General features: G+C 37.7%; 13 protein-coding genes and 1 tRNA gene. 4 read left to right on the top strand and 10 right to left on the bottom strand.

What is annotated here, in order from left to right:
• Window positions 1-109: 109 nt before the first annotated feature.
• On the bottom strand, window positions 110-1,372 hold the full coding sequence (locus I6F43_RS13785) for an outer membrane protein transport protein (protein WP_121954265.1): 1,263 nt from the start codon (window positions 1,370-1,372) through the stop codon (window positions 110-112).
• 283 nt (window positions 1,373-1,655) lie between these two features.
• Between I6F43_RS13785 and I6F43_RS20155 the strand changes: the two genes are divergently transcribed.
• A complete protein-coding gene (locus I6F43_RS20155) occupies window positions 1,656-1,979 on the top strand; it encodes a hypothetical protein (protein WP_024592106.1) in 324 nt (107 codons plus the stop codon).
• Here the strand turns inward: I6F43_RS20155 and I6F43_RS13780 are convergent.
• A complete protein-coding gene (locus I6F43_RS13780; protein ID WP_007587289.1) occupies window positions 1,939-3,153 on the bottom strand; it encodes an HD-GYP domain-containing protein in 1,215 nt (404 codons plus the stop codon). The two genes, I6F43_RS20155 and I6F43_RS13780, sit on opposite strands and share 41 nt — an antisense overlap.
• A 352-nt stretch (window positions 3,154-3,505) precedes the next feature.
• Between I6F43_RS13780 and I6F43_RS13775 the strand changes: the two genes are divergently transcribed.
• Window positions 3,506-5,269, top strand: coding sequence for a lysophospholipid acyltransferase family protein (locus tag I6F43_RS13775; protein ID WP_197102774.1), 1,764 nt, complete (start codon window positions 3,506-3,508; stop codon window positions 5,267-5,269).
• Window positions 5,270-5,377: 108 nt separating this feature from the next.
• Here the strand turns inward: I6F43_RS13775 and I6F43_RS13770 are convergent, their stop codons facing one another.
• From I6F43_RS13770 to I6F43_RS13760, 3 genes are all read right to left on the bottom strand, one after another.
• On the bottom strand, window positions 5,378-6,082 hold the full coding sequence (locus tag I6F43_RS13770; RefSeq protein WP_024592246.1) for an NRDE family protein: 705 nt from the start codon (window positions 6,080-6,082) through the stop codon (window positions 5,378-5,380).
• Between the two features lies 1 nt (window position 6,083).
• Complete coding sequence (locus I6F43_RS13765; RefSeq protein WP_024589710.1) at window positions 6,084-6,617, bottom strand: hypothetical protein; 534 nt, start codon at window positions 6,615-6,617, stop codon at window positions 6,084-6,086.
• Between the two features lie 214 nt (window positions 6,618-6,831).
• Window positions 6,832-6,906, bottom strand: a tRNA-Arg gene (locus tag I6F43_RS13760).
• 246 nt (window positions 6,907-7,152) lie between these two features.
• Between I6F43_RS13760 and I6F43_RS13755 the strand changes: the two genes are divergently transcribed.
• Entirely contained in the window at window positions 7,153-7,335 is a 183-nt protein-coding gene (locus I6F43_RS13755) for a hypothetical protein (RefSeq protein ID WP_007587299.1), read from the top strand.
• 3 nt (window positions 7,336-7,338) lie between these two features.
• Here I6F43_RS13755 and I6F43_RS13750 read toward each other — a convergent pair whose 3' ends face one another.
• The 3 genes from I6F43_RS13750 to I6F43_RS13740 form a co-directional block, all read right to left on the bottom strand.
• Entirely contained in the window at window positions 7,339-8,145 is an 807-nt protein-coding gene (locus I6F43_RS13750) for a phosphotransferase (protein ID WP_197102771.1), read from the bottom strand.
• Window positions 8,146-8,148: 3 nt separating this feature from the next.
• A complete protein-coding gene (gene pnuC, locus I6F43_RS13745) occupies window positions 8,149-8,766 on the bottom strand; it encodes a nicotinamide riboside transporter PnuC (protein WP_007587303.1) in 618 nt (205 codons plus the stop codon).
• Window positions 8,767-8,967: 201 nt separating this feature from the next.
• A complete protein-coding gene (locus tag I6F43_RS13740; protein WP_007587304.1) occupies window positions 8,968-9,219 on the bottom strand; it encodes a hypothetical protein in 252 nt (83 codons plus the stop codon).
• Between the two features lie 107 nt (window positions 9,220-9,326).
• On the opposite strand from I6F43_RS13740, the gene I6F43_RS13735 reads away from it, so the two are divergent.
• On the top strand, window positions 9,327-9,566 hold the full coding sequence (locus tag I6F43_RS13735) for a DUF2960 domain-containing protein (protein ID WP_007587305.1): 240 nt from the start codon (window positions 9,327-9,329) through the stop codon (window positions 9,564-9,566).
• Window positions 9,567-9,585: 19 nt separating this feature from the next.
• Here the strand turns inward: I6F43_RS13735 and alr are convergent, their stop codons facing one another.
• Entirely contained in the window at window positions 9,586-10,665 is a 1,080-nt protein-coding gene (gene alr, locus I6F43_RS13730) for an alanine racemase (protein WP_007587306.1), read from the bottom strand.
• Entirely contained in the window at window positions 10,665-12,044 is a 1,380-nt protein-coding gene (gene dnaB, locus I6F43_RS13725; RefSeq protein ID WP_007587308.1) for a replicative DNA helicase, read from the bottom strand. The genes alr and dnaB overlap by 1 nt, the downstream gene beginning before the upstream one ends.
• Window positions 12,045-12,128: the final 84 nt, after the last annotated feature.

The raw sequence follows: 12,128 nt of genomic DNA, 5'->3' as shown, positions 1-12,128 counted from the left end.
TCATAAAATGCCTATTAACACTATTTAATAGGCATTAAAAAAGCCGCTCACTTTAATTAAAGTGAGCGGCTTTTTTGTGCCCTGTGATTAACCACAAGACACTTCTACATTAGAACTTGTAGTTGTACTGAGCGCCAAGTAATACCGCGTGGCCTTTAGATTCGAAGCCCCACTGGCTGCCCGAGTCATCAGCTTCTGTGAACGTTTGTGTTTTACCACGGATGATACTTACACCAAGGTCAACGTTAGAGTTTTGATCAATTGTGTAGTTACCGCCAAACGAGAACCAAAAGCGATCTGTATCTGGAATAGAGATAGAAAGGTGTGTTTGCGATACTGGAGACTCATCAAATGCAACACCGGCACGAAGTAGTAAATCTTCGTTGTATTGGTAATCAGCACCTACAGAGTATCTGAAAGAGTCATCAAACTGCTCTTGCTTTTCAAACGCAACAAACTTATCACCTGTTGGTAACGTTACTTGTGCTTCTAGTGATTCAAAGCTGCTCCAACCTGTCCATAATACACTGTAATGTAAGCCTAACTTGTCATCTAGCTGATGTGAGCCAGAAAACTCAGCAATAGCTGGTAGTGTTAGATCAACTGCACCTGGAAGCTTAGCACCACCAGTACCGCCTACTGGTAACTCGTTTGAGAAGTCACCATCAAATGTGATGTCTGTTTCGCTGCGATAGTTAAAACCAAAACGGCTGTTATCATCTAGCTGGTACATTAAACCAACGTTTAAACCAAAACCAGTATCATCACCTTGAAGGTTTACAGCATCAGCACCAAAATCAATACCGCTTGCATTAGCACCCACTTTACGAATAACAGTTGCATCAGCATAAATAGCGTTTAAACCAATACCAAAGCTGAATTGCTCAGTTACTTTATAAGCAACGCTTGCATTAAGGTTAACAGTAAAGATTTCTGTTTCGCCAGCAATTTGGCCAGCAACGTATTCGTCGTTAAACTCTGTAGATAAACCAAAGTTAGAAAATGCACCAAAACCAATCGATACTTTATCGTTGTAAGGCATAGTAAAGTAAATAGCAGGTACTACAGCACTTGGTGCAATGCTGTCGTCATCTAATGCACTTGGGTCAATACCGTTATTAGTACTTTCGCCTTCAATACTTACATCTGGAATTACACCAATAGCAGCAACACTTAGTTGCTTTTCTTTAAATAAAGTCATTAGTGCAGGGTTACGTGCAACTACAGACGCGTCGTCTGCGATAGAAGCTTCACCAGCGTATGCACGGCCTAAACCCGATGCATTTTGCTCTGATAATTGAAACGCAGCTGCAAAGCTATCAGCTGAAACAAATGCAAGCGAAGCTGCAATAAGAGTTTTAGAAAATTTCATTGTTGAGTCCTTAACCAAACTGACTGTCTGGGTACTATGTGTGTTGTTATTAGGATTTAAAACGTGATTACACTACCTTAATTTTTTGTAAAAAACTCTATGAATACGTCAAAAGACAGTAAAAAACATGTTTTTTAACGACATTTTAACAACTATTTAAAACTCATCGGATGAGAAGTGTGGTATTAGAGCAAACACTCTAAATGTAATTAATTATCATTTAGATTGACTTGAAATTAGTAGCAACTTACACTCATTATAAAATCGCAATGGAAGTAAAACTGTGATCATTTTATTTATTATTACAGGGCTAATATTTTGTGGGGCGAGTGTGTTTTGCTTTTACAAAGCAAACTACTGTGCATGTACTCAAGCAGGACAATGCGATAACCCCGTAAACCATTATTGGCTAGGGGCAATGTTAAATGCGTTGATTTCTTTAGCGCTGTGTTGTTTTGCATTGCACGTAGAGCTAGGCACTTTGTTATGGTTAACACTGATGGGAAATTGCTTTTTGGGTGCGTTTATTTCTGCAAAACAAACTAAAAAAAGGCAATGCAGTAAAACTAGTTCAACAAATGCTCTTTTAGCAGGCGAGACAAATTAATCTGATAATCTAAGGGCTTAACACTTGATAGTATTTTAAGCTCTTGGGTGTGCTCACTTAAATCGATGTCTTTCGGTGTAACATGATGATTGTGCTTAGCATTATAAAATAGCTTAATTTTAGGTTTAATAGGATTTAATACGTTCCCTTCAAGCACTAAGGCTAAACGTTCATTCGTTAATTTTACAATAGTTCCTACCGGATGAACCCCTAAACACTTTATAAAACGCTGTACTAACTCACCATCAAACAATTGCTTATTGGCTAATAAGTACCGCAATGCGTTGATTGGTTCATCACCATCTTGATGCATTCTATCGGCAGTCATTGCATCGTACACATCTACAATTGCCATTATACGCGCTGGACGACTTAACTTCTCTGCCTGTAGGCCTCGCGGATAACCAGAGCCATCTAAGCGCTCATGATGATTTACTATCATATCAAGCATAAGGGGTGTTATACCCTTCTCGCCTTTAACTAAACCCAAACCTTGCGCTACATGCTTTTTAATCGCTAAGAGCTCATTATTAGTAACCTTAGTTGGCTTTGAAAATATACCCTGCGGTAATTTAGCTTGGCCTAAATCATGAAGTAACGCGCCCATAGCAAGCTCTTGCACAACAGCCATTTTGTACCCTAAGTATTTAGCAAATACAGCGGTAAAAATGGCGCAGTTGATCATATGCCGCCAGTTATAGCTGTGTTTATCTTTTATACGAGTAAGAATAGTCATGGCGTTGGCGTTACGAAAAACTGAGCTGACTATTTCGCTGGCTATTTCATCAAGCACTTTTATATTAACACTCAGGCCAGATGTTAAGTCACCGTATAACGACTGTAGCTTTCGGCCATGCTGATCGTAATTGACACTCGCTTTAGCAAATTCTTGTTCAATTGAGATTGCTATAGGTGTTTTTTCGGCTTTTTGCTGGCTATTAGATGTTTTAGGTTTGCTTTGAGGCTTATATTTGGCAGGAACTGGGGCATCACCTTTAGCAAAATCTATAAGCAGCTCAAGCACCCCTTCAGAGACTAAACGCTTAATAATAGATCTATCGCGTACTAAGCCACTGGTCTTAATTTTTATGCTATTGATCCCTTCATGTTGCTTAGTAACGCTATCAACATACATACCAGGAGTAAGCTCAGATACGGGCAAAGTAATTAGCATAAAGGCGGGATTTTTCTATTAAGGAATATGTACCTTAAATAGCATTAATTAAGCCTAAAAGTCTAGTTTTTGAGTTGTAAGTAGTTATATATAACTAAAACCATTATTTACAGCCCTATTAGAGCTGCACTGTAATTCTGATTATTTTACTTTTAAATAATTAAACGCTTTCATCTCAACTACACTAAATTGCTTATCACTAAAAAGCAGGTGATTTAGCTATAAAATTTATCTAATTATTATAAAAAAGCGAACTTTATTAACCTTTCTTGAACATAATATTGTTTTGCCTCGGTCTCAATATACACAGCACTTAATAACAACTGCTTTAAATTCTTAAGAGTACTAATATATGACAAAACTAAACCACCCCGTATCAAACCTAAGTGTGGCTGCAATAAACACAGCCTCGCCTTTGGGTCATATATTAAAAGTAGCCGCTCCACTGCTCGATAGCTTACTAGGTATAAATAAACTGCGTGATATATACCTCTCTAATAATTTATCGGGTTTAGATAAGCAGAAGTTTAGTGAAAAGCTTTTAAATGTATTGGGTATTAATGTACTTGGCGCACAAGGTGTTATTAACAAAATACCTAAGCAAGGCCCTTGCATAGTAGTATGTAACCATCCTTATGGCATGATTGAGGGCGTAATAATTGCTAAATTACTCACCCATTATCGTAGCGATACTAAAGTAATGGCTAACGTTGGTTTAAAAATATTTACAGAAATTAAAGACTATTTTATTTTTGCCAATCCGCTAAAACCAAAAGCAGCCATTAACACCAGTGCAATTAAACAGTGTTTTAAACATGTAAATAACGATGGTTTACTTGTGGTTTTTCCTGCTGGCAGGGTTTCGTTTTTTCAATCAAAAAAACAACGTGTAACCGACGGTCAATGGAATCGCTTAGCGGCTCAACTAGCCTTAAAAACACAAGCCCCTTTATTACCTGTGTTTATTAGTGGTCAAAATAGCCCTATGTTTTACAATTTGGGACGTATTTACTACCGATTTAGATTATTAATGCTAATACGTGAATTACTTAAAATTCAAAAAAGGTCCATTAATTTAGGTGCTGGTAATTTACTTACACCCAAGTTATTAAATAAATTTGAGAAAACTGGCGACATTAACGATATTGCGCGCCTGCTTTGCTATTTAAACGATGAACGCTTTGTAACACCTTGGCAAGACGATGCCCAATCAATGCAACTAAAAGCGATTATGCAGGATGTTGATAAAACAAAAATGACGAGTGAACTTGCTAGCTTACCAAGCGAGCAGCATTTATTAGACTTTAAAAGTTACTCCGTTTATTACGGTTATCAAGATCAAATACCTAATTGTGTTGCTGAAATAACACGCCTTAGAGAAATAACCTTTCGTACATTGAACGAAGGAAGCGGCGAGCCATGTGATACCGATAAGTTTGACGCAAGCTACATGCATTTATTTATTTTTGATCATAAAAATGAAGAGATCATTGGAGCTTATCGAATTGGACAAACTGATTTATTACAAAAAAATAGCGACGTGAGCGCCCTTTATTTATCGCAAATGTTTAATTTTGAACCCTCTTTTATTAATCAACAACAGCCGTGCTTGGAAATGGGTCGCTCGTTTATAGTTCAAAAACATCAAGGCAGTTACCATGGCTTATTACTGCTATTTAAAGGGATCGGTGCGTTTATGTCGCAAAACCCACGTTATAGGACTTTATATGGCACGGTTTCATTAAGTAAGCTTTACGACCCTCGTTCTGTCGCAATTATTGACCATGCTATGGTTAATAATAAACAAGGTGTTAGCGCCAATACGCCTTTTAATAAAAAAATTCATCCAGAGTTTGAAGACTTCATTAGTGATCACACGTTAAACATAGATCATGTATCAACATTGGTTATGGGAATAGAAGAAGATAAAAAAGACATACCGATTTTATTAAAGCAATATCATAAGCTAGGCGCTCAATTTCATTGTATGGGAATTGACAGTAACTTTAATCACACCCCTGGATTACTTTTAAGTGTGCACCTACCAAGTGCGCCTGAAAAGCTACTTAAGCTCTACCTTGGTGATAAAAAAGATGATTATATAAATCACTCATAATTTTCATCTGCTGTATTAATACAGCAGATGAAAATAGAGCAACAAAAAAGTCGACGCAATTAATTGCGTCGACTTTTTTAGTTATGTAACAGCTATAAAAATATTTAGTTAAGCTGTAGCCACTTTTAAACAACTAATGCTGCTAATGAGCTGAGACTGCTTATCAAAATAATTAAAGCGTATAGTGTTACCAACTTTAATATGGCTAATACTGACTGTCATTGCATCTTCTCTTTGCATATTTACACCATATTGGCCTTGCTCGGCTTTGCTGTAATGAAATGCTAAAAACTGCTCACTTGCAGGATATCTTAAGTCAATAAGTTGCTTAAATTGTTGTTTACGCTTTTGTGTAACTGTTTCTAGCTCAACGCCAGACGACGTTGCAAGCGATTCAACTTGGCAATCGATTAATTGTTTTGTGTCCCATCGAACAAAAGCGATGTGACCATTATTTAGCGATAATTCATCCGGAAAAATACACAATTTAAAAGGCGCGTAACCCGATAAATCCATATTTTTTAATTGAGACAATGCAGGGGTATTATTGCTTAGTAAATGCGGGATTAAGAGGCCTCTGCTGTGCTTTACGGCAGTTATATCAAATGCACTTTGATAATCGTTTAATAAAGCTAACGTTTGCCCCCAATGCGATACACCAAGCCAAGTACCACCCCCTTGCGGATCGATAGGGTAAATTGCGTTATCTGTGTGCTTACTCGGGGCGAGTGCCATTTCTCGTGTTTTTTGTTCATCACGATTAAAAAACAACTCGTAGCCATCATCAGTTAGGAAGTAACTTAAAGTGCACATATTAACTTTGCAGTGATTTTAATTGGCTTTGTTGGCTTTTTTCTCTCAAAAAAGTGGCTGTACTTGGTGCTAACCCAAAGTTCTGATCGAATGATGCTTTTTGTGCAAAGGTAATTTGTGAAATCATCGCATAGTGATGTACTGCATGGCTTCCTACAAATATAAGCTCTCGTGCTAATGAGGTTGTTACAGTTTGTACATTTTTACTTTTAATTGATACTTCGCTTGAAAGTAACAGCGGTTTATTAAAATCATCTGTACTTAGCTGTTCAATCCACGATGCTATCTCGGCAATTTTTTTTATAGCTTCACAGGGGTTACTTTCAATATTACTGCCGCGTAGGCGACTATCGTAATCAATATTATTTATACCAAAGCCCGTCATTAAAGACTGGTAATGATCGATAATGTGGCGCATATGTGACCCAGCTGAACTAATGAAATTAGGAGCAACGATTTGCGAATAATCCTCTTTAGTTACACTTTCAAGATAAGCATGTCCTTGAGCGAGTATTTCTAACTGACTATTTAACATTGAATCGGTTTTCCTCATTTATAATTTCGTCGTATATGCATACATAACGTTAGATAACATTTTGAATAATGCAATTTTGCATTGTATAAATAACTAGAAAGCTGTTCTTACAATAAAATTTCAAAATTTATGCAGTAATACATTTTTAAATATAAAAGTAATTAATGAGAAGCTAGATAATATAGAGAGGAATATTAGTAGATGTAAAAGCAAATGGCGCTCTCGGTAGGGATCGAACCTACAACTCAGCCTCCGGAGGGCCACGTGATATCCATTTCACCACGAGAGCACATTTGTTGCCGCCACACCAACTCGCGATATCAGTGCTTTAGCATCAGCAATGATAAAGAGATCTTTAAATAAATACCAGTAACATCAGCTTATATGCTTATTAATTAAACTCTTTTAAATAAAACACTTCACAATGGCTTAAAAACACGCTATTTATTCTTATTGAATAGGAAACAGTAACGGTTTAGTAACATTGAAACTATGATTGTCGCTGTGCGGATGGATTTAATACGAGGAAATAATGATGAGTTTAATGTCTACTGAGCAAGTTGCTGAGTTTTTAGGTGTAAAAGTAGAGCGTGTAAAACGCCTCTCTAGAGAAAGTTTATTAATTGCTAAATCAGAAGATGAAAATGGTGAACCACAATTTGATACAGCCGAAGTAACAAAATACAAAGAGCTCGCCGAGCGCTTTGGTGGTCTTTAACATCTATAAAAAAGTATTATTAACGAGTTTAGTTAGCTGCGCGCGTAACATTACAGATTTACTAGTTATGCTGCGCTCTTCATACCAGCCAATACATAACACTAAAAAAAACAGCTTATAGTAATTCAGCTTATCCATTGAAGGATTAAACGTTTTTGTTTTATCGATACTATTTTTATAGTTATTTAACAATGCACTTTCACTGCTCTCATTAAGATTAAAGCTCACTGCAAGGGCTGCCAAATCAAAATACACATCATTAGTTTGTGCATATTCAAAGTCAATTAAATACATGCCTGAAGCATTTACAATAATGTTGTCTTTTACTAAGTCGTTATGACAAAAGCCTGCATTAAATGACATAGCTGCAACGGCTTTGAGTGCCTTCTCTATTTGAGGTTTATATTGCGTATATACGTCGGTGCTTTGATAAAAATGAAGCTCTTTAGCTATATCCATTGGCGCGGTAGACACTTTGTAATTGTGCACTTGAGCAAGTTTATTAATAAAGCTAAGCGTTATATCCGATTGCGCGCTCTTGCCTTCAATATAATTAAATACCGCACGACCATTTTCTTTATCAAGCCAAATAGGCACAGGACATATATTAAAGTCACTTAAAAAGCGCTGCGCTTCAAGGCCGTCACTTGGCCAATGGCTTTTATAACACTTTAACAAATACCCTTGTTGCTCGGTACGTATTAAAAAGTTATCGTTACTAAAGCCATTAAGTAATCGCTCGCTTGAAACAATGCTTGTAGGCTCTATAAGCGCACTACACATTTTTACTAACTTAGTATGCTCAATCATTGATTAAAGCTGTGCTAGAGGCTTAGCTTGGCTTTGTTCGTACTCTTCGTACCAAGTTTTAAAGCCCCACGCTGCCATAATCGTATAAAATATAAAGAGTGCTAGCGTTGGGTAATAGCCTTTTTCATAATATAAATACATAGAAGCGGCATCTATTACAATCCAGTACAGCCAGTTTTCGAGGACTTTTTTAGCCACTAAGTAAGTAGTTACTACGGCAAAACACGTTGTAAAACTATCAAGATAAGCAAAATCGGCATGAGTATAGTTTTGCATAACGTAACCAATAACTATTGCAGCTACGGTTGTTAAACTAATTAAAACAGCATGACGGTTTATCGACCACGATGTAATATTTAAATTTGCAGCTTTGCCTTTACGCCATACAACCCAGCCAAATACAGCCATATACATATAATAAAAATTAAGTAACGACTCCATAAGTAATGCGCCATTCCAGTACATTATTGTATAAATGAGCGTGCTAAAAAATGCCGCTGGCCAACACCATAAGCTTTCTTTTATTGCTAATAATAAATAAGCCATCGACAACCCTACCGCAATATATTCCCAATGCGACATTGCTGTAAAACCACTTAAGGTTTGTGTTAAAAAGTCCATATTATGCAGTTACCGTTTAGTTGTGCCGATTGTTATACCAATCTGCTTATATACGGGGTCTATTTAACGTTAAGAAAATTACGCTAGAACTAGGCAAAAATTTTTGTATCTAGTTGCTCTAAATAAAAAATTTTTAACGACGTTATAGTGCAATTTAATTCGTTAAATTGATCAAAGATTTATGCAGGTTGGTATTATAGGTTATTCAGGCGATAAGTCGCCAGAGAGAAACTTACATACAAAAATAGCTTTACCAAATTCTTCATATGAACGTTTAATTTCGGTATTTAACACCTGCATTACTAAATCGTAATCACCAAAAATTTGCGTTGATAACGTGTTAGTAATCACTTTTAAATCATCGTATTCGTTTAATCTGTCAATAAAGCCCTGAATAAACGGGATATAATCTTGGTGAAGTGGGTATTTACTGATCTCTACTGATAATTTCATTTTTGACTCTTTATTTTAATTACCGATTACAACAAGTCATTCAATGCTAGAGCCGTTATTAAATACAGTGTAAAATCGCTGCAACACTCAATTGAAATGAGCTTAATATGGCACGTAGAATAACCTACAAATATAAAAACGAACCGCGCGAGATTAATTTCGCTAAAGATAAATACCACGACATGTATCAAGCAATTGCTGCCGCCGAAGGTATTGATCTAACTAATTACTTAAGCATGGTACAGCAAATAGAAATGACCTCAAAAGGGTCTGCTTCTGTTCGTAACTTTCGCGACCAAGAATTTGCCCGTATGGGCTTTAGCGACGTTTACTTTATAAAAGAGTAAATACCGCTTTATAGCTGTATTAACGCTGATACTCATAACTTACGCGCGGTGTAATATTACATAATAGCTCGTAGGGGATAGTATCAGCGCATAATGCTATTTCTTCAACTGGTAGCTCAGGGCCCCACATAGTGACTCTGTCGCCCACTTTAATATTGTGCTCATTAGCGCCTATATCTACGCTAATCATATCCATAGCAACACTGCCAACAATACCATAACGCTGCTTACCAATTATTACTGGTGTGCCCTCTTTAGCGTGCCGAGGATAACCATCGCCATAACCCATAGCCACAACGGCTAATTTGGTTGGTTTATCGCTTTTCCAACGACCACCATACCCTACCGCCTCATTGGCTGGTACATTACGCACTGCAATTACGCGCGTAGTTAAGCGCATAACTGGTTTTAATTTGTGTTGTTGCCCAATGCTATTTGCCATTGGCGATACGCCATATAACATAAGCCCAGGGCGTACCCAATCACCATGGCCGCTCGGCCATGCAATAATACCAGCAGAATTTGATAAACAATGTGCTTGGTCAATGCCATTCACTAAGTTATCAAATAACGTGATTTGTTGAACCGTTTTGGCATTATCAACATCATCAGCACACGAAAAGTGTGTCATTAAATTAACGGTATTTTTGGCGTTAGGTGTTTTTTGTAAGCGGTTATAAAACTCTTCAAACTGCTCTGGCGCAATACCTAGTCGATGCATACCTGTATTTACTTTTAACCAGCATGTTATTGGCGCATCGAGCTTTGCTTTTTCAAGCGCGGCTAATTGGTATTCATCATGAATAATAGTTTGAAAGTTATTAGCGAGTAAAATAGGTAAGTCGGCTTTGTTAAAAAAGCCTTCTAGTAAAACTATTGGCTTTGTTAAGCCCCCAGCTCGAAGGGCAAGCCCTTCATCTATTCGCGCCACAGCAAATGCGTCAGCATTATTTAAATGCTGCGCAATCGTTACTAAACCATGCCCGTAAGCATTTGCTTTTAGCACCGCCATTACTTTGCTGTTAGGTGCAAAGCACTTAACTTGCGCTAAATTATGCGCAAGTGCAGCTAAATTAATTTCAGCAGTGGCTAGGCGCATTAGTAATCATCATCTACCGCTGGTCCCGCGTAATTATCAAAGCGAGAAAATTGACCTTGGAATGTTAAACGCACTTTACCAATTGGGCCGTTACGTTGTTTACCTATGATAATTTCGGCAATACCTTTGTCAGTACTGTCTTCGTTATAAACTTCATCACGGTAAATAAACATGATTAAATCGGCATCTTGCTCTATCGACCCCGACTCACGTAAATCTGAGTTAATAGGACGTTTATCGGCACGTTGCTCTAGCGTACGGTTAAGCTGCGAAAGCGCAACAACCGGACATTTTAGCTCTTTTGCTAGTGCTTTAAGTGAACGTGAAATTTCAGCAATTTCTAGCGTTCGGTTATCAGCAAGGCTTGGTACACGCATTAACTGCAAGTAATCGACCATGATCATACTAATGCCACCGTGGTCGCGGGCTATACGCCTTGCACGTGAACGTACATCGGTAGGTGTTAAGCCCGATGCATCATCAACGTACATTTTACCTTTTTCCATCAACAAGCCCATTGTTGATGAAAGTCGTGCCCAATCGTCATCATCTAATTGACCAGTACGTACCTTAGTTTGGTTAATACGGCCAAGAGACGCTAACATCCTCATCATAATTTGTTCTGAAGGCATCTCTAGAGAGTAAATTAATACTGGTTTGTCTTGAGTCATTGCAGCATGTTCTGCAAGGTTCATCGCAAAAGTGGTTTTACCCATTGATGGACGCGCTGCAACAATAATTAAGTCAGAAGGCTGTAAGCCCGTCGTCATTTTATCAAGATCGGCATAACCTGTACTTACACCCGTAACACCATCTTGTGGTGATTGATAAAGCTCTTCTATTTTATCAACGGTTTTTTCAAGGATGCTATGAATGCTTTGCGGGCCTTCATTATTTTTTGTTCGTTGCTCAGCTATTTTAAACACTTTGCTTTCGGCAAAATCGAGTAAGTCGTGACTGGTACGTCCTTCGGTGTTAAAACCCGCTTCTGCAATTTCGTTCGCTACGCCAATCATTTCACGTACAACAGCACGTTCGCGTACAATACTTGCGTAAGCGTCAATGTTAGCAGCACTTGGCGTGTTTTTAGCTATTTCTGCTAAATAAGCAAAGCCACCAATTCCTGCCAGTTTATTATTTTTTTCTAAACTTTCAGAAATAGTGATTAAATCTATCGGATCGCCAATCTCAGCAAGTGCCGTCATCGCCTCAAAAATTAACTTGTGCGTGCGGGTATAAAAATCCTGTGATACAACAAGCTCCGCTACGCGGTCAAAAGCTTGGTTATCAAGCATTAAGCCACCTAAAACAGATTGTTCAGCTTCTATTGAATGGGGAGGAACTTTAAGTGTATCGACTTGCTTATCTGGTTTGGCCATAACTTCACAGTAGTAAAATTGAATGGCTCTATTCTATCGACTTGAAGGGGCTGTGCAAATAGAAAAGCAGGAAATCTTTTCCTG

Source organism: Pseudoalteromonas sp. NZS71_1, assembly GCF_015864305.1.
Lineage (GTDB): Bacteria > Pseudomonadota > Gammaproteobacteria > Enterobacterales > Alteromonadaceae > Pseudoalteromonas > Pseudoalteromonas arctica.
Note: the sequence above shows the minus strand (reverse complement) of the source record. Positions and strands in the feature narration are given on the sequence as shown.